Origin of the sequence: Streptomyces sp. NPDC049577 (assembly GCF_040675635.1) — a bacterium.
Taxonomy (GTDB): domain Bacteria; phylum Actinomycetota; class Actinomycetes; order Streptomycetales; family Streptomycetaceae; genus Streptomyces.
In genome coordinates this window covers 1-17,557 of the sequence record NZ_JBFAPH010000116.1, presented here as the reverse complement: position 1 = coordinate 17,557, position 17,557 = coordinate 1, and the positions used below count along the sequence as shown (strand labels likewise).

Genomic DNA, 17,557 nt, shown 5'->3' with positions numbered 1-17,557 from the left:
CCGGCCCTTCACCACTGGGATCGCCAAGCGTCAGGCGCCGAAGGAGGTGTGGCACACCAAGGTCTTCCGCCGCATCAACGTCGTGATCACCTCGGTCTGGGCCGCCGCCTTCACGCTCACCGCCGCCGCCGTCGCCGCAGTTCACGCTGCCGGTCTCAACGGCGCCCTGTCCACGGCCGCCCAGGTCGCCGGGTTCGTGCTCCCGGCGATGTTCACCGCTCGCTACCCCGACCGGGTGCGTGCCCGTCTGACCCAGAACGGTCACTGACCCGCCCCCCGGCCCGCCGGATCCGCCCACGCGGCCCGTGCCGCCGACGCGCCACGCCGTTCACGCTCAAGCCGTTCACGCTCAAGCCGTTCCCGCGAAGCACTCCAGGAGGTACGACCGATGACCGCCGCACCCGCCCATCTCGCCGGCAACTTCGCCCCCGTCGCCCAGGAGCTGACCGCACACGAGCTCCCCGTCACCGGGGCGATCCCGCCGGAGCTCTCCGGCTGGTACCTGCGCAACGGCCCCAACCCGCACGACGCCGCCTCCGGTCACTGGTTCTTCGGTGACGGAATGGTCCATGGCGTGCGCCTGGAGGGCGGCCGGGCCACGTCCTACCGCAACCGATGGGTCCGCACCCCGACCTTCACCCGAGGCGCCCGCGTCTACGACGAGCTCGGCAACCGCGATCTCACCGCCGGTGTGGCCAACACCCATGTGGTGCGCCACGCGGGCCGCATCCTCGCCCTGGTGGAGACCTCTTTCCCCTGTGAGCTCGACCTCCGCGCCGGCCGCGAGCTCGACACCCTCGGCCCGTACGACTTCGGAGGCCGCCTCAACACGCCGATGACCGCCCACCCCAAGACCTGCCCGATCACCGGTGAGCTGCACTTCTTCGGTTACGGCGGGCTCACCCCGCCCTACCTCACGTACCACCGGGCCGACGCCGGCGGTGAGTTGACTGTCAGCCGTCCCATCGACGTGCCGGGGCACACGATGATGCACGACTTCCATCTCACGGAGTCCCACGTCGTGTTCATGGATCTGCCCGTCGTCTTCGACCTCGAACTCGCCATGAGCGGGGGCGGAATGCCCTACACCTGGAACCCCTCCTACGGAGCCCGGCTCGGCATACTGCGCCGCGACGACCCGTACGGCGAGGTGCGCTGGCTGCCGATCGACCCCTGCTACGTCTTCCACGCGCTCAACGCCCACGACGAGAGCGACGCGAACGGCGACCGCATCGTCCTGCATGTCGTCCGCTACCCGCACTGGGGCGGCGGCAAGAACTTCGACCGGTCACGCCCCGCGCTCTGGCGCTGGACCGTCGACCTGACCGCCGGGAAGGTCACCGAGGAGCAACTGGACGACCGGCCCTGTGAGTTCCCGCGCATCGACGACCGGCTGGCGGGGCAGCCGGTGACCCACGGCCATGTCACTGTCGCGTCCCCGCCGGGTGGCGGCGAGGTGCCCGGCGAGCTCCTCCGGTACGACCTTCGGACCGGTTCTGTGGCACGCCATGCGTTCGGCCCCGGGCGGATACCCGCCGAGGCCGCCTTCGCCCCCGCGGACTCCCGCCCCGGCGGCCCGGGCTGGCTCCTCACCTACGTCTACGACGCGGCGACGGATACCAGCGACCTCGTCATCCTCGACGCCGACGACCTGGCGGCGCCGCCGACGGCCGTGATCCACCTGCCGCAGCGGGTGCCGTACGGCTTCCACGGCAACTGGCTGCCCGACGTGGCGTGAGGCACGCGGTGCGGGGCGGCTCCGGCGCCGGGCCGGAGCCGCCGGGCGGGGCTGGGGCCGGGTTCAGCGGGGGCCGGCGAGCGCGTCCATGGTGCGGGCCTGCACCTCGCGCTCGGCGGCGGCGGCGATGAACGCGGCCACGTTCCCGTCCCCGACCAGAGCCCGCACGGCCCGCACGGTCTCCGCCGGCAGGGGGACCGTCTCCGAGGGGGCGGCGCCCGGGGGAGTGCCGGTCCCGGGGAGCGGCCGGGCCGGAGAGGAAGGCGTGACCGGCGGTGTGACCGGGGACGGGGGCGGGGCCGTGACGTCCGTGAGGTGGTGGCGCAGGTGCCGGGTGGCCAGGGCACGCATCGCGCGGGCGAGTTCCGCGTCGACCGTCTGCTGGGCGAGGGGCCGCAGACGGCGGACGAGGGAGGCGGCCTCCGAGGCCTCCTCGTCGCTCGGAGGGTGATCGAGATAGGGGGAGAAGACGTGTTCGGTGGTGAAGTCGAGGAAGCGGGCCGCTATGTGCTCCACCCGGGTGCGGAGCTCGCGCAGATGGCCGGAGATGGCGTGCAGCGGCACACCGGCGGCGTGGAGCTCGGCGGCGACGGCCAGTTGCCGCGGGCTCGGCACGAGGAATTCACCGGGGGCGTCCGCGAGGGGGACCAGGACGCCGAGTTCCACTGCCTCCCCGACGGCGTCGTCGTCCGGTCGGCCGCCGAACGTCTCGTCCAGCTCGGCGCGGGTGAGCCGGCCCGGCTCCTCGTCCGTCCAGGGCCCGTCCACCTCCGCGACCAGCCCGAGGACGCCACCGAGCCCGCGCCCGGTGTCCCAGGCGTCCAGCAGCTCCTTGATGCTGGCCAGCGTGTAGCCGCGCTCCAGGAGCCCGGCGATCTGGTGGAGCCGCGCCAGATGGGTGTCCCGGTAGACGTTGGCCCGGCCGCGCCGTTCCGGTTTGGGCAGCAGCCCCCGGTCCAGATAGGCGCGGATCGTACGGACCGTGGCGCCGCTGTGACGGGCCAGGTCCTCGATCCGGTACTCGGCCGGCTGCTCGGCGCCCGCGCCGGCCTCGGTGACTGTGCCCATTCCCGTTCCCGTGCCCATGTCCGTGCCCGGGGCCGCGCCGGTGTGCGGGCTAGGCAAGGGCGGACCGTCCGATCGCGTTGGCCGCGGCTCGCGCGGCGGGGGAGGTGGTCAGATAGGCGACGGCCCTGCTCAGCGAGCCCTCCTGGGAGGGGTGGTAGGAGCGACGGAGGTAGCGGGGGATGGCCCCGCCCAGTTCGTTCCAGCCGGGCAACAGGCCCTTCGCCACGGCCCGGTTGTGCCGGCGCAGCGAATAGCGCATCCGGCCGACGAGCCGCGGGTCGTTGTGGATCAGATAGGTCGCGCCCTTTCTCCACAGATAGGTCAGCACGGGCGCCGTGACCAGCATGCCGAGCACCCGGCGGGCGTAGCGGCCGGGGTCCTCGCCGCCGCAGTGCTCGTACATGTCGAAGGCGACCGAGCGGTGCTCGACCTCTTCCGCTCCGTGCCAGCGCAGCAGGTCCAGCATCACCGGGTCCGGGTCGGCCCGGTCGAGGGCCTCCGTCCGCAGGACCCAGTCGCCCAGGACGGCCGTGAACTGCTCTATCGCCGCGATCAGCGCGAGGCGGAAGCGCAGCCACTCCCGGTCGGAGAGCGGCAGGCCGAACGGCGGCCGCTCGCCGAGCAGCACGTCGAAGAGGAAGTCGACGTGGCGGGTGTAGGGCCCGGTGTCCAGGCCCTGTTCGGCGAGGTGAGTGAGCACGTAGGCGTGCTGGACGCTGTGGGTGGCCTCCTGGCCCATGAAGCCCTTCACGTCTCTCAGGAGCTCCTCGTCCGTGACGAGGGGGAGGGCCTCCTTGAAGACCTTCACGAACCATCGTTCACCGGCGGGAAGCAGCAGATGGAGGACGTTGATGACATGGGTCGCGGTCGGCTCGTCCGGTATCCAGTGCAGGGGGGTGCCGTCCCAGTCGAAGGACACGCGTCGCGGCGCGATGACATGGCTCATCACAGTGCTCCTGTTGTTCCTGTCGCGGCTGTTACTGCGGGGGGTTGAGCCGGGCGAGGGCGCGGCGCGTCCTCGGGGCGAAGCGGGAGAGCAGCCGCATGCCGTGCGCCTCCGGCGTCACCGGCACGACCGCCAGGTCCCGGGCCACGGCTCGCAGGATCGCCTCGGCGACCTTCTCGGGCGGGTAGTTGCGCCGCCCGTACAGCCGCGAGGTGCTCTCCCGCCGACGCTGCTGCTCCGCCTCCGTCAGACCCGCGAAGCGCGTGGTGCGGGTGATGTCGGTGTTGACGATGCCGGGGCAGATGGCGGAGACGCCGATGCCCTGCCCGCCCAGCTCGGCGCGGAGGCATTCGCTGAGCATCAGGACGGCGGCCTTGGAGGTGCTGTAGGCGCTGAGGCTCCGGGAGGGCTGGAAGGCGGCGGCGGATGCGGTGTTGACGATGTGGCCGCCCTGTCCCCGTTCCACCATCTGCCGGCCGAAGAGACGGCAGCCGTGGATGACGCCCCACAGGTTGACGTCGAGGACCTTGCGCCACTCCTCGGCCGTGGTGTCCATGAAGGCCCCGGCCAGACCGATGCCCGCGTTGTTGACCAGCACGTCCACCACGCCGTACTCGGCGGCGACCTTGGCGGCCAGCTTCTCCATCGCCTGCTCGTCGGAGACGTCGGCACACTCCGCCCACGCCTCCGGCGCCCCGGTCAGCCGGGCGAGCTCGGCCGTGCGGGCGGCGCCCTCGGCGTTCCGGTCGACGGCGACGACCCGTGCCCCCGCCTCCGCGAAGGCGAACGCCGTGGCCCGCCCTATCCCGCTGGCCGCGCCGGTCACCAGCACCAGCCGGCCGGCGAAGTGCGGGGCGTACGGGCTGGTCCTGGCCGGTGCGGGTGCGGGGCCCGGGGTGCCGGCCTCGCGCCGGGCCTCGGCCGCCGAGACGAAGTCCGCGATCCAGGCGGCCGTCTGGTCCGGTCGGGTACGCGGCACCCAGTGCCGGGTGGCGACCGTGCGGCGTACCAGGCCCGGCGCCCACTGCTCCAGGTCGTCGTAGAGCCGCTCGGAGAGGTAGGCGTCACCGGTCGGCACGATCAGCTGTACCGGCACGTGGGCGTAGGCGTCGGTGCGGGGCCGGCGCATGCGGGGGCGGACGTTGTCGCGGTACAGCCACGCGCCGTGGGCGGCGTCCCTGGGCAGGGAGTCGGTCGGGTAGCCGTCGTCGGGCAGTTGCTCCCTGCTGCGCAGGATCTGCGGCCACCGTCTGCCGAGCGGGCCGCGCCAGGCCGCCTCGGGCAGACCGGGTGTGTGCAGTACGTAGACGTACCAGGAGCGGGCGCCCTGGCCGAGGAGGTGGGCCAGCCGGCGCGGGGTGGGCCGGGTCAGCCGCCGGTTGATCCAGTGGCCGAAGTGGTCCAGGGACGGGCCGGAGACGGAGGTGAAGGAGGCCACGCGGCCCTCGGTGCGGCCGACGGTCACGAATTCCCAGCCCTGCACCGAGCCCCAGTCGTGGCCCACGAGGTGCACGGGGGTGCCGGGGCTGACCGCGTCGGCGACCGCGAGGAAGTCGTCGGTGAGCTTCTCCAGGGTGAATCCGCCGCGCAGCGGGCTGGGCGCGGTCGAGCGGCCGCAGCCGCGCACGTCGTAGAGGACGACGTGGAAGCGGTCCTTCAGCCGGTGGGCGACCTCGGACCAGACCTCCTTGCTGTCCGGGTAGCCGTGCAGCAGGACGACGGTGGGGTTCGCGGAGTCCCCCAGCTCGGCGACGCACAGCTCGACGCCGTCCGTGCGGACCCGGCGTTCCCGCGCGCCCTCCAGCCCGGTGGCGCCGGTGCCGTCGGGGCCACCGCTCCGCCGGTCGTCCGGTCCCTGTCCCGTACGGAGCCTCATGCGGCTCTCTCCTCACGTCCGCGCCGCACGTGCGGCAGATCGTCGTCCAGCCAGAACGCGCTCTCCAGCGGGTCCCGGGAGTCCGTGACCACCAGGAGTTCCTCGAACTTCACCCCGGTGCCGCGGAAGCCCAGATGGGGTTCGACCGCCCACAGGCCCGGACGCGGGGGATGGCCGGAGGAGCGGTGCGGGCTCCACAGCGGCGACCAGCCCTCCCGGTGGCCGCGCAGGGCGTCGGAGGCCAGGCCCCTCAGCGCCTGTGTGCCGAAGCCGAAAAGCTGCGGGGACCAGCGGCGTTCGGACAGCCGGCCCACCTTGTGGGCGATCACTCCGAAGGGATACGCGCGATGGCGGTTGGTGTAGCCCTGGCGCATCATGAGCCGGTCCACGTCCTCGTAGATCTCCCGCAGCGGGCGGCGCTCGCGCACCTCGCGCAGGATCAGCTCGCGGTGCTCCAGGAGATCGCTCGTCATCCGCTCGTGCAGCGGGTCGGGGCCGAGGCAGCCGGCGTAGCCGACGTCCGCGGTGAAGCCGCGGTGGACCGGCGCCAGGTCGAGGATGAACGGCATGCCCGGCTCCAGTCGCCGGCCCGTGGGGAAGAACTGCGTCGGCAGGCGGAACCCCGTGAACGCCGTGCGGTCGCCGAACCAGGCGAAGGGCAGGTGGAACCAGTCCCGCACGCCGCGCCCGGCCAGCCAGTCGCGCTGCATCCGGGCCGCTTCCCGCTCGGTCACCCCCGGGCGGAGCCGCGCCGCGACCGCCTCCGCGCAGTCATAGGCCAGCCGTTGCGCCTCCCGAAAACCCCGCAGGTCAGAGGCATCCTCAGCCGCCATGCCACACCACCCGGTCGCCATGGGTCCCGGACACAACTCCGGGAGCACCGGTCTCAGTTGACACCGATGAATGTGACAGTGGCCGACGGCCACGTCAAGGGGCCGGGTCGTAGCCCGGACGGCGCCCCCGCCCCTGCCCCGCCCCCTGCCCCGGCCCGTACCTTCGGCCGGTGGTCCCCGGGGAGCATCAGACCCGAGGACGACGCGGAACCAGCCATCTGGTCTGACGATTCCTGTGGTGCGGGCCACTACGGTCGGAAGGGTGACTGTGATCGCTACCGACAGCCTCAGCAAGCGGTACCCCCGGGTGACCGCTCTCGACCGGCTCTCCGTCGACATCACCGCCGGAGTCACCGGTCTGGTGGGCGCCAACGGAGCCGGCAAGTCCACGCTGATCAAGATTCTGCTCGGGCTCTCCCCGGCCACCGAGGGCCGGGCCGAGGTGCTCGGCCTCGACGTGGCGACGCGCGGCTCCGAGATCCGTGAGCGGGTGGGCTACATGCCGGAGCACGACTGCCTGCCGCCCGATGTGTCGGCGACCGAGTTCGTCGTGCACATGGCGCGCATGTCCGGTCTGCCGCCGACCGCCGCGCGCGAGCGCACCGCCGACACCCTGCGCCACGTCGGGCTGTACGAGGAGCGCTACCGCCCCATGGGCGGCTACTCGACCGGTATGAAGCAGCGGGTCAAGCTGGCCCAGGCGCTCGTCCACGACCCCCGGCTGGTGCTGCTGGACGAGCCGACCAACGGCCTCGACCCGGTCGGGCGGGACGAGATGCTCGGCCTCATCCGCCGGGTGTACACCGACTTCGGCATCTCCGTCCTGGTCACCTCGCACCTGCTCGGCGAGCTGGAGCGCACCTGCGACCACGTCGTCGTCATCGACGGCGGCAAGCTGCTGCGGTCCTCCTCCACCAGTGATTTCACGCAGGCCACCGGCTCGCTCGCGGTCGAGGTGACGGACACCGACGCCCACCCCGACGGCACGGCCGCGCTCGCCGCCGCCCTCGCCGCGGCGGGGCTGACCGTGCAACCGGCCGGCCGCGCGGGCGAGTCGGCACCGGCGGGATCCGGTCACGTGCTGCTGGTCGACGTCGCCGCCGACGACACCCACGACGTCGTCCGGGACGCGGTCGTCGACCTCGGCCTCGGCCTGGTGCGCATGGAGCAGCGCCGCCACCGCATCGCCGAGGTCTTCCAGTCCGACGCCTCCGCCGCCTCCCACCAGCCGCACGGAAGGGGCACCGCCGATGCCGCCTGAGACCATGCCGCCCGCCCAGCACGCCCCGCGCGGCCAGGACGTCATCCACAACATCGGATACCGCGCCTACGACGGCCCGCGCCTCGGCCGCTCGTACGCCCGCCGCTCGCTCTTCGCGCAGAGCCTGCGCGGCGCGTACGGGCTCGGCCGCTCGGCCAAGTCCAAGGTGCTGCCGATGACGCTGTTCGGCGTGATGTGCGTGCCGGCCGCGATCCTCGTGGCCGTCGCCGTCACGACGAAGATGACCAAGCTGCCCATCGAGTACACGCGGTACGCGCTCGTCCTCCAGGTGGTCATCGGCATCTACCTCGCCGCGCAGGCGCCGCAGGCCGTCTCGCGCGACCTGCGCTTCAGGACCGTGCCGCTGTACTTCTCCCGGCCGATCGAACGCGCCGACTACGTCCTGGCCAAGTTCGCGGCCATGGCCTCGGCGCTGTTCCTGCTCACCGCCGCGCCCCTGCTGATCCTCTACGTGGGCGCTCTGCTGGCCAAGCTGGACGTCGCGACCCAGACCACCGGCTTCGTACAAGGACTGGTTTCCGTGGCCCTGCTCTCGCTCCTCTTCGCCGGCATCGGCCTCGTCGTCGCCGCGCTCACCCCGCGCCGCGGCTTCGGGGTCGCCGCGATCATCGCCGTGCTGACCATCTCCTACGGCGCCGTGAGCACCATCCAGGCCATCTCGGTCGCCCGGGACAGCACCGGCGCGGTCGCCTGGCTGGGCCTGTTCTCGCCGATCACGCTCGTCGACGGCGTGCAGACGGCGTTCCTCGACGCCACCAGCTCCTTCCCCGGCGGTCACGGTCCCGGCACCGGCGTCGGCGCGGTCTACCTGGCCGTCCTCCTCGCCGTCGTCGCCGGCTCCTACGCGCTGCTGAGCCGCCGCTACCGAAAGGCCGGGCTGTGACCGCCCTCCCGTCACCCGACCACCACCCCTCAAGGAATGGGCTGCGCCCATGAGTACTCTTCGCATCGAGCACGCCTCGCGCTGGTTCGGCAACGTCGTCGCGGTCAACGACGTCTCCATGACCATCGGCCCGGGTGTCACCGGCCTCCTCGGCCCCAACGGCGCCGGCAAGTCCACCCTGATCAACATGATGGGCGGCTTTCTCGCCCCCTCCACCGGCACGGTCACCCTCGACGGCGCGACGATCTGGCGCAACGAGGAGATCTACCGCCACATCGGCATCGTCCCGGAGCGCGAGGCGATGTACGACTTCCTCACCGGCCTGGAGTTCGTGCAGGCCAATGCCGAGCTGCACGGGCTGCCGGCCTCCGCCGCCGCCAAGGCGCTCGCCACGGTCGAGATGGAGTACGCGCAGGACCGCAGGATCGCCACCTACAGCAAGGGCATGCGGCAGCGCGTGAAGATGGCGTCGGCGCTCGTCCACGAGCCGTCGGTGCTGCTGCTGGACGAGCCGTTCAACGGCATGGACCCGCGCCAGCGCATGCAGCTCATGGACCTGCTGCGGCGGATGGGCGCCGAGGGACGCACGGTGCTGTTCTCCTCGCACATCCTGGAGGAGGTCGAGCAGCTCGCCGCGCACATCGAGGTCGTCGTGGCCGGCCGGCACGCCGCCTCCGGCGACTTCCGCAAGATCCGCCGGCTGATGACGGACCGCCCGCACCGCTACCTGGTCCGCTCCAGTGACGACCGGGCGCTCGCGGCCGCGCTCATCGCCGACCCCTCAACGGCCGGCATCGAGGTGGACGTCCAGGAGAACGCCCTGCGCGTCCAGGCCGTCGACTTCGGCCGCTTCACCGAGCTCCTGCCGCGCGTCGCCCGCGCGCACGGCATCCGGCTGCTGACGGTCTCGCCGTCCGACGAGTCGCTGGAATCGGTCTTCTCCTACCTCGTCGCGGCCTGAAAGGAGCCCTCAGCGATGCTCGTCCACCCCACCGTCGCCCGGCTCACCTACCGGGGCCTGCTCGGCCGCCGCCGCGCGGCGATCCTCTTCGCGCTGCCCGCCCTGCTGCTCGTCATCTCCGCCGCCCTGCGCGTGCTGACGGGCGCCGACGACCAGACGGCCGTCGACGTCCTGGGCGGCTTCGCCCTGGCGACGATGGTCCCCCTCATCGGCGTCATCGCCGGCACGGGCGCGATCGGGCCCGAGATCGACGACGGCTCGGTCGTCTATCTGCTCGCCAAGCCGGTCAAGCGGCCCGTCATCATCCTGACCAAGCTGCTCGTGGCGATCGGCGTGACCGTCGCCTTCTCGGCCGTCCCCACGCTCCTCGCGGGCTTCCTCCTCAACGGCAACAGCCAGCAGATCGCGGTCGCCTACGCCGTCGCGGCGGCGGTGGCCTCCGTGACCTACAGCGCGATCTTCCTGCTGCTCGGCACGGTCACCCGGCACGCGGTCGTGGCCGGCCTGGTCTACGCGCTCGTCTGGGAGTCGCTGTTCGGCAGCCTCGTGCCGGGGGCGCGGACGCTGAGCGTGCAGCAGTGGGCGCTCGCCCTCGCCCAGAAGACAGGGGCGGAGGGCGCGATCACCTCGTCGGTCGGCCTGCCGCTGGCGGTGACGCTGCTCCTCGCCGTGACCGTCGCCGCCACGTGGTTCGCCGGCCGGCGGCTGCGGGCGCTCACGCTGGCGGGGGAGGAGTAGCCGGAGCAGGCCTCGCGGCCGGGATCAGATCTTGCGGTCCCGGCCCGCGCCCAGCCCCAGGAGCAGCAGCGCGCCGCACGCGACGAGCAGCAGCACCACCGGCAGCGTCCACCCGTCCGTCACCTGGTGCACCGCGCCGATCGCGAACGGGCCGACGGACGCCAGGAGATAGCCCCAGGTCTGGGCCATGCCCGAGAGACGTGCCGCGGTGTGCGCGTCGCGGGTGCGCAGGACCATGAAGGTCAGGGCGAGGCCCAGCATGCCGCCCTGGGCGATGCCCATGAGCGTCGCCCAGAGCCAGGCACCGGCGACGGGCGCGGTCAGCAGTCCGGTGACGCCCGCGGCCATGAGGGCGACGACGCCCACCGCCAGGGGCCGCTGGTCCCGCAGTCGGCCGGCGAGCATCGGGACGAAGAACGAGCCGAGCATCTGGATCAGCGTGTAGAAGGCGTAGACGATGCCGGCGTCGGTCTTGCTCATCCCGCCGTCGGTGAAGATCGTCGGCATCCAGGCGATGCAGACGTAGGCGATCAGCGACTGGGTGCCCATCATGAGCGTGACCTGCCAGGCGAGCGGCGAGCGCAGCAGATCGGGCCCGTCCCCGGCGGCCGGGACGCGCGGCGTCGCGGCGGCCTCGCCGTGCGCGCTGCCGCGCCGGGAGAGGATCGCCTGCGGCAGCCACGCGACGGCCGCGACGGCCGCCAGCAGCGACCAGGAGGCGAGCGAGCCCTGCCAGCCGCCCAGCGCGTTCTCCAGGGGCACGGACAGGGCGGCCGACCCGGTCGCACCGAGGATCAGCGTGGTGGAGTAGAGCGCGGTCATGCTCGCCGCCCGGTCCGGGAAGTCACGCTTGACCAGGCCCGGCATGAGGACGTTGAGCAGGGCGATGGCGGTGCCGACGAGCGCGCAGCCCACGAAGAGGGCCACCACCGGCGGAGCGACGCGCAGCAGGATGCCGCCGGCCAGCAGCGCGAGCGCGCCGCACAGCACGGCCTCCGTGCCCCAGCGGCGGGCGAGCCGGGGCGCGATGATCGAGCCCAGCCCCATGAAGATCAGCGGGATCGTGGTGACCAGGCTGCTCGCGGCCGCCGCCAGATGGAAGTGCCCGCCGATCTCGCCCATCAGGGGCGAGACCCCGGCGAGCGCGGCGCGCATGTTGAGCGAGGCCAGGACGATGCAGAGCATCACGTACGCGGGATGGGCGAGCAGTTTCCGCCGTGCGGCCTTCACCGGTGGTGTCGGCGCCAGGTTCTCTTCCGCGTCGATCAGTGATGCGTCCAGCAGATGTGTGTCCGGCCTCGTCTCCGACATGGTTCTCCAGATTCCTGTGGGTGGTGCGAAAAGGCGTGCGGGCCCCGGGCCTCAGCCCTCGGCGAGCAGCGTGTCGACCGCTCGCTTGGGGCGCTCCAGCAGCGCGCGGGCCGCGCGGGCGGCCGCCTCGGGGTCGCCGGAGGCGATGGCCTCCATGACGGCGTGGTGGTCGCCGTGGATGATGCGCGGCATGTCCCGGTCGCCGAGCGCGGTGACCAGCGCCTCGCGCACGGAGCTGCTGAACCAGGCGTAGGTGGCCGTCAGGGCGCTGTTGTGCGCGGCCTCCACGACGGCCCGGTGGAACTCGACGTCGTGGTCCGCGTAGAGCTCCAGGCTCCCGGAGTCGGGCTGACCCGCCGAGTCCCGCAGCGCGACCTGGGCATCGAGCGCGGCCCGCATCCGCTCCAGGTCCGCCGGCTCGTGTCGCAGGGCGGCCAGCCGCGCGGCCTCCGCCTCCAGGGCGATGCGCAGTTCCAGCACGTCACGGATGCCGGCGCGCTGCACGCCGCGCATGACCTCCGCCGGGTCGGCGGTGGACACCACGAAGGTGCCCTCGCCCTGCCGCGAGCGCAGCATCCCGGCGTGCACGAGGACGCGTACGGCCTCGCGGATGGTGTTGCGGCCCACCTCCAGCTGCTCGGCGAGGGCGTGCTCGGTGGGGATGCGCTCCCCGACCCGCCACTCGCCGGCGGCGACCTGCGTACGCAGCTGCTCCACGACGACATCCACGAGGGACTGCCGTCCCGCGGCCCGCAGCGCCATGTGTCCTCCGGACGGTTCACTGAGACTCACTTACCGGACAACCGGTTGCCCAGTCATCCTACAACCTCCGCTCCGGGGCTGCCCCCGGCTACCGTCGAAGGGTGCATCCGCGCCGCAACGAGGCCCTGACCGCCGCCCGGGACCGCATCCGCGCCTGGGTCGGATCGTCCCCCGGCACGCACGTCTGGCTGCTGATCATCGGCGTCAACAGCCTGGTCATCGCCGCCGCCAGCGAGGGCCTGGAGAGATTCCTGCTGCACCGCACGAGCAGCAACATCCACGAGCTCACCAAGCACCCGGTGCAGTCGCTGCTGATCAGCGGCTTCTGGATCGAGAACCCGGCCTCGTTCCTGCTCTACGCGGTCCTCTTCGAACTCGTGCACGCCAACGTCGAGCGCTGGCTCGGCACGCTGCGCTGGCTCTGCGTCGTCGCCGCCGCGCACATCGCGGCCACGCTGATCAGCCAGGAGGTGCTGCTGCTGGCGATCCAGAGCCACGCGGCGCCCAAGGCGATGAAACACGTTGTCGACATAGGCGTCTCGTACGGGCTGGCGGCCGCGGCCGGCGTGCTCGCCTACCGGCTGCCGCGCCCCTGGCGGTGGCCGTATCTCGCCGGGCTGGTGCTCTTCTTCGCCGTGCCGCTGATCAGCGGCGCCACCTTCACCGACTTCGGGCACGCGATCGCGCTCGGGATCGGGCTGGCCTGTCAGCCGCTGACCGGCGGCCGGCCGGTCTGGGACTTCTCGGCGGCCTCCCGGGCCCTGGGCCGGCCGGCCCGGTGGCTCAGGGGAACAGACGCTCCAGGACGACGGCGATCCCGTCCTCCTCGTTCGAGGCGGTGACCTCGTCGGCGACCGCCTTCAGCTCGTCGTGCGCGTTGGCCATGGCGACACCGTGCGCCGCCCAGCCGAACATCGGCACGTCGTTCGGCATGTCGCCGAAGGCTATGGTCTCGGCGGCCTTCGCTCCGAGGCGCCGCGCGGCCAGCGACAGGCCGGTGGCCTTGCTCAGGCCCAGCGGCAGCAGTTCGACGATGCCCGCGCCCGCCAGCGTCACGTCCACGAGACCGCCCGCGACCGACCGGGCCACCGAGGCCAGGGCGTCGTCGTCCAGGTCCGGGTGCTGGAGGTAGACCTTGCCGATCGGGGCGGTCCACAGCTGTTCCGGGCTGGTGATCGGCACGGCCGGGAGCGGCCCCTCCTGCATCCGGTAGCCGGGGCCGACCAGGATGTCGCCGTCCATGCCGTCACGGCTCGCGGCGAGGAACAGCGGGCCGGTCTCCGCCTCGATCTTCGCGATGGCCAGGGCGGCGAGCCGCCGGTCCAGCGTGACGGAGGTCAGCAGCCGGTGCTCGCCCGCGTGGTAGACCTGCCCGCCCTGGGCGCACACGGCCAGGCCGCGGTAGTCCAGGGCCTCGAGTATCGGCTTCGTCCACGCCACGGCCCGCCCGGTGACGACGATGTGCGCGGCACCCGCCGCCGTGGCCCGCGCGAGGGCCGCGCGGGTGCGCTCCGAGACGGTGTCGTCGGAGCGCAGCAGCGTGCCGTCCAGGTCGGTGGCGATCAGCCGGTAGGGAGCTGGGCTCGGGCTCACTTGGTGACGGGCTCCAGCACCTCGCGGCCGCCGAGGTAGGGCCGGAGGACCTCCGGGACCCGGACGGAGCCGTCGGCCTGCTGGTGGTTCTCCAGCAGCGCCACGATGGTGCGGGGCACGGCGCACAGGGTGCCGTTGAGCGTCGCGAGCGGGCGGACGTTCTTGCCGTCGCGCATGCGGACGGACAGCCGGCGCGCCTGGAACTCGTCGCAGTTGGACGTCGAGGTGAGCTCGCGGTACTTGCCCTGGGTGGGGATCCACGCCTCGCAGTCGAACTTGCGGGAGGCGGAGGAGCCCAGGTCACCGGTGGCGGTGTCGATCACCTGGAAGGGCAGCTCCAGGCTGTTCAGCCACTGCTTCTCCCACTCCAGCAGGCGGTGGTGCTCCGCCTCGGCGTCCTCCGGCGCGATGTACGAGAACATCTCGACCTTGTCGAACTGGTGGACGCGGAAGATGCCGCGGGTGTCCTTGCCGTAGGTGCCGGCCTCGCGGCGGAAGCAGGGCGAGAAGCCGGCGTAGCGCAGCGGCAGCTGCTCCGCGTCGATGATCTCGTCCATGTGGTACGCGGCGAGCGGGACCTCGGACGTGCCGACCAGGTAGAAGTCGTCCTTCTCCAGGTAGTAGACGTCCTGGGAGGCCTGGCCGAGGAAGCCGGTGCCCTCCATGGCGCGCGGCTTGACCAGCGCGGGGGTGAGGACGGGGGTGAAGCCGGCGGCCGTGGCCTGGGTGATGGCGGCGTTGACGAGCGCGAGCTCCAGCAGCGCGCCCACGCCGGTCAGGTAGTAGAAGCGCGAGCCGGAGACCTTGGCGCCGCGCTCGACGTCGATCGCGCCGAGCGCCTGGCCGAGCTCCAGGTGGTCCTTGGGCTCGAAGCCCTCGGCCGCGAAGTCGCGCGGGGTGCCGACGGTCTCGAGGACGACGAAGTCGTCCTCGCCGCCGCGCGGCACGTCGGGGTGGACGAGGTTGCCGATGCGCAGCAGCAGCCGCTGCGTCTCCGCGGCGGCCTCGTCCTGCTCGGCGTCGGCGGCCTTGACGGCGGCGGCCAGCTCGCCGGCCTTCTTCAGCAGCTCGGCCTTCTCCTCGCCGGAGGCCTTGGGGATGAGCTTGCCGAGCGCCTTCTGCTCGGAGCGGAGTTCGTCGAAGCGGACGCCGGACGACCTGCGCCGCTCGTCGGCGGAGAGCAGGGCGTCGACGACGTCGACGTCCTCTCCACGGGCGCGCTGGGAGGCGCGCACACGGTCGGGGTCCTCACGAAGCAGGCGAAGGTCAATCACCTCTCCAGGCTACCGTCGCGGGGTGCTCGCGCTCGACGCGATATTCCCTTTAGAGGTGATTTGCCCGATTCTGCGGTGCGTGGAAATGCACACAGGTGATCACCGTGCGGCGTTCGCGGAATTCGTGGAAATGGGGCGCCGGGGTGGCAGGGGTGCGATACCGGGCAGGGTGTGACCACCGACCCGCCTTGCCCGCGACGGAAGTTGGGCCGGCTCGTTATCCACAGGGGTCCACAGGAGTTGGGTGCTCCGTTTATTTTTCCACAGGCTGTGCGTGAAATCTGTGGATGTCGGAATCAGAACTTCCGCTTGTTCTGTCATTCATCGGGGTTTCTCCGGGCAAACACGATCTGGGCACTCTTTGGAGTGGTAACCGGTCACCCTAAAGGGTTGTTCGAGCCGCTTTCGGCTTCTCGGAGCGCCGGGGGCCGGGGTCGTGACTGTGGATGGGGCCGACCGGGGCCCGGAGGGAATTTGTCGACCTTCGTCCCGATTCGGGGGCAATTCTCGACCCCTCGATCTGTCGACTTATCCCCAGGTCGAGAAGGGGTTGTGGATAACCCTGTGGGTAAACCAGCGGCCCTCCGGGCGGAGGGCCCGGTGCGTGCTCAGGCGCGGCCGTCCTGGCAGCGCGCCAGCCAGTCCGCCGCCGCCACGAAGTCGCCGTCCGACGTCCCCGGCCGCAGCCGGGCCGTCTCCGCCGCGAGGCGGTCCGCGTCGACACCCGCACGCGGGTACGAACCCAGGAAGCGTACCTTCGGGCACGTCCGCTTCAGCCCCATCAGGGCCTCGCCCACCCGGCGGTCCGTGATGTGCCCCTCGCAGTCCACCGAGAAGCAGTAGCGGCCCATGCCCTGGCCCGTCGGCCGCGACTCGATGCGCATGAGGTTCACCCCGCGCGCCGCGAACTCCTGGAGCAACTCCAGCAGCGCGCCCGGGTGGTCGTCCCCGAGCCAGACCACCAGCGACGTGCGGTCCGCCCCGGTCCGCGCCGCAGGCCGCGCCGGGCGCCCGGCCAGCACGAAGCGGGTCTGCGCGTTCTCCGCGTCGTGGATGTCGGTGACCAGCGGTTCCAGCCCGTACGTCGCCGCCGCGAACTCCCCCGCGAACGCGGCGTCGTACCGTCCCTCGCGGACCAGCCGCGCGCCGTCCGCGTTGGACGCCGCCGACTCCCACACCGCGTCCGGCAGGTGCGCCGCCAGCCACTTGCGCACCTGCGGCTGCGCGACCGGGTGCCCGGTCACCGTCTTGACGTCCGCCAGTTTCGTGCCCGGCCGGACGAGCAGCGCGAAGGCGATGCGCAGCAGCACCTCGCGGTAGATCATCAGCGGGGTGCCGGTGGCGAGTTCGTCGAGGGTGGCGGTGACGCCGCCCTCCACCGAGTTCTCGATCGGCACGAGGGCGCCGGCGGCCTCGCCGTTGCGCACGGCGTCGAGCGCGGCGGGCACGGAGAGCATGGGGACGAGCTCGCGGGTGGCCGCCTCGGGAAGCGTGCGGAGGGCGGCTTCCGTGAAGGTGCCTTCGGGACCGAGATAGGTGTAGCGGCTGGCCGTCATCATCTTCAGAGCGTATTCCTTGAGGATCCGGGTGCGGGCCGGTGGTCCGAGGGGAAACTCAGCCCTCCAGCAGCCGCTGGCCCACGTATTCGCCCTCCGCGCAGCCGCCCGGGACGGCGAAGAGGGCGCTCGACTCGTGGCGCAGGAAGCGGGAGAGGCCGTCGCCCCGGTCGAGCTTGCGCTGGACCGGGACGAAGCCCTTCAGCGGGTCCGACTGCCAGGCGATGAAGAGCAGGCCCGCGTCCGGCGCCCCGTCGTCCAGGAAGCCGTCGTGGTACGAGAAGGCGCGGCGCAGCATCGTCGCGCCCCGGTTGGACTCCGGCGCGGCCACCCGCACGTGCGCGTCGCCCGCGATCGCCAGCGAGCCGTCCGGGCCCGTCTTGTTCAGGTCGACCGGGGTGGTCTCCGTGCCGCCGGACAGCGGCGCGCCGTCGGACTTGCGGCGGCCTATGACCCTCTCCTGGCGCTCCAGCGAGAGGTTGTCCCAGCTGTCGAGCAGCATCCGGATGCGCCGGACGACCGCGTACGAGCCACCCGCCATCCACGCGTCGGCGCCCTTCGCGTCCGCCGGGACGAAGATCTTCCCGTCGAAGCCGGGGTCCGTCGGCCTGGGGTTGTTCGTGCCGTCGACCTGGCCCATCATCACATGTTCAGCTTGCCGGGGGCGGTATGTTCCGCCACGACGCGGCGCAGACGAGCCTACCCCTGCCGGGACGGGCATCTTTTCGACGTACAG

Annotated in this window: 16 protein-coding genes and 1 pseudogene; 7 read left to right on the top strand and 10 right to left on the bottom strand. The window is 72.2% G+C overall.

What is annotated here, in order from left to right; translation table 11 throughout:
- Positions 1-268 (top strand): annotated as a pseudogene (locus AB0K09_RS15425) (hypothetical protein); the annotation flags it as partial.
- A gap of 120 nt (positions 269-388) precedes the next feature.
- On the top strand, positions 389-1,738 hold the full coding sequence (locus AB0K09_RS15420) for a carotenoid oxygenase family protein (RefSeq protein WP_366065855.1): 1,350 nt from the start codon (positions 389-391) through the stop codon (positions 1,736-1,738).
- 63 nt (positions 1,739-1,801) lie between these two features.
- Here AB0K09_RS15420 and AB0K09_RS15415 read toward each other — a convergent pair whose 3' ends face one another.
- From AB0K09_RS15415 to AB0K09_RS15400, 4 genes are read right to left on the bottom strand one after another with little or no spacing between them, the layout of a single operon-like run.
- Entirely contained in the window at positions 1,802-2,806 is a 1,005-nt protein-coding gene (locus AB0K09_RS15415; protein WP_366065854.1) for a MerR family transcriptional regulator, read from the bottom strand.
- Positions 2,807-2,855: 49 nt separating this feature from the next.
- Positions 2,856-3,752 carry a metal-dependent hydrolase gene (locus AB0K09_RS15410; RefSeq protein ID WP_366065853.1) on the bottom strand — a complete coding sequence of 299 codons (897 nt, stop codon included), beginning with the start codon at positions 3,750-3,752 and terminating at the stop codon, positions 2,856-2,858.
- A gap of 31 nt (positions 3,753-3,783) precedes the next feature.
- The gene (locus tag AB0K09_RS15405; RefSeq protein WP_366065852.1) at positions 3,784-5,628 is read right to left on the bottom strand and encodes an SDR family oxidoreductase; all 1,845 of its coding nucleotides are present in this window, start codon (positions 5,626-5,628) and stop codon (positions 3,784-3,786) included.
- The gene (locus AB0K09_RS15400) at positions 5,625-6,461 is read right to left on the bottom strand and encodes a M24 family metallopeptidase (RefSeq protein ID WP_366065851.1); all 837 of its coding nucleotides are present in this window, start codon (positions 6,459-6,461) and stop codon (positions 5,625-5,627) included. Before AB0K09_RS15400 ends, AB0K09_RS15405 begins: the two co-directional genes overlap by 4 nt.
- Before the next feature lie 268 nt (positions 6,462-6,729).
- On the opposite strand from AB0K09_RS15400, the gene AB0K09_RS15395 reads away from it, so the two are divergent.
- Genes AB0K09_RS15395 through AB0K09_RS15380 form a run of 4 tightly spaced genes read left to right on the top strand, consistent with a single transcriptional unit; the run spans position 6,730 to position 10,325 of the window.
- The gene (locus AB0K09_RS15395) at positions 6,730-7,722 is read left to right on the top strand and encodes an ABC transporter ATP-binding protein (RefSeq protein ID WP_366065858.1); all 993 of its coding nucleotides are present in this window, start codon (positions 6,730-6,732) and stop codon (positions 7,720-7,722) included.
- Entirely contained in the window at positions 7,712-8,626 is a 915-nt protein-coding gene (locus AB0K09_RS15390) for an ABC transporter permease subunit (protein WP_366065850.1), read from the top strand. Before AB0K09_RS15395 ends, AB0K09_RS15390 begins: the two co-directional genes overlap by 11 nt.
- 49 nt (positions 8,627-8,675) lie before the next feature.
- Entirely contained in the window at positions 8,676-9,587 is a 912-nt protein-coding gene (locus tag AB0K09_RS15385) for an ABC transporter ATP-binding protein (protein WP_366065849.1), read from the top strand.
- A 15-nt stretch (positions 9,588-9,602) separates the two neighbouring features.
- Complete coding sequence (locus AB0K09_RS15380) at positions 9,603-10,325, top strand: ABC transporter permease subunit (protein WP_366065848.1); 723 nt, start codon at positions 9,603-9,605, stop codon at positions 10,323-10,325.
- A 24-nt stretch (positions 10,326-10,349) separates the two neighbouring features.
- Here the strand turns inward: AB0K09_RS15380 and AB0K09_RS15375 are convergent, their stop codons facing one another.
- Entirely contained in the window at positions 10,350-11,636 is a 1,287-nt protein-coding gene (locus AB0K09_RS15375; protein WP_366065847.1) for an MFS transporter, read from the bottom strand.
- Positions 11,637-11,687: 51 nt separating this feature from the next.
- The gene (locus AB0K09_RS15370; RefSeq protein ID WP_366065846.1) at positions 11,688-12,398 is read right to left on the bottom strand and encodes an FCD domain-containing protein; all 711 of its coding nucleotides are present in this window, start codon (positions 12,396-12,398) and stop codon (positions 11,688-11,690) included.
- Positions 12,399-12,499: 101 nt separating this feature from the next.
- Between AB0K09_RS15370 and AB0K09_RS15365 the strand changes: the two genes are divergently transcribed.
- On the top strand, positions 12,500-13,240 hold the full coding sequence (locus AB0K09_RS15365; RefSeq protein WP_366065845.1) for a rhomboid-like protein: 741 nt from the start codon (positions 12,500-12,502) through the stop codon (positions 13,238-13,240).
- On the opposite strand, the gene AB0K09_RS15360 is transcribed toward AB0K09_RS15365, so the two are convergent.
- The 4 genes from AB0K09_RS15360 to AB0K09_RS15345 form a co-directional block, all read right to left on the bottom strand.
- Positions 13,182-13,991 carry an HAD-IIB family hydrolase gene (locus AB0K09_RS15360; protein ID WP_366065844.1) on the bottom strand — a complete coding sequence of 270 codons (810 nt, stop codon included), beginning with the start codon at positions 13,989-13,991 and terminating at the stop codon, positions 13,182-13,184. The two genes, AB0K09_RS15365 and AB0K09_RS15360, sit on opposite strands and share 59 nt — an antisense overlap.
- Positions 13,988-15,265, bottom strand: coding sequence for a serine--tRNA ligase (serS, locus tag AB0K09_RS15355; protein ID WP_366065843.1), 1,278 nt, complete (start codon positions 15,263-15,265; stop codon positions 13,988-13,990). The genes AB0K09_RS15360 and serS overlap by 4 nt, the downstream gene beginning before the upstream one ends.
- Positions 15,266-15,873: 608 nt before the next feature.
- A complete protein-coding gene (gene pheA, locus AB0K09_RS15350) occupies positions 15,874-16,821 on the bottom strand; it encodes a prephenate dehydratase (protein ID WP_366065856.1) in 948 nt (315 codons plus the stop codon).
- A gap of 58 nt (positions 16,822-16,879) precedes the next feature.
- Positions 16,880-17,557: Dyp-type peroxidase (locus AB0K09_RS15345; protein ID WP_366065842.1), on the bottom strand; the 678-nt coding region annotated here is incomplete at its 5' end.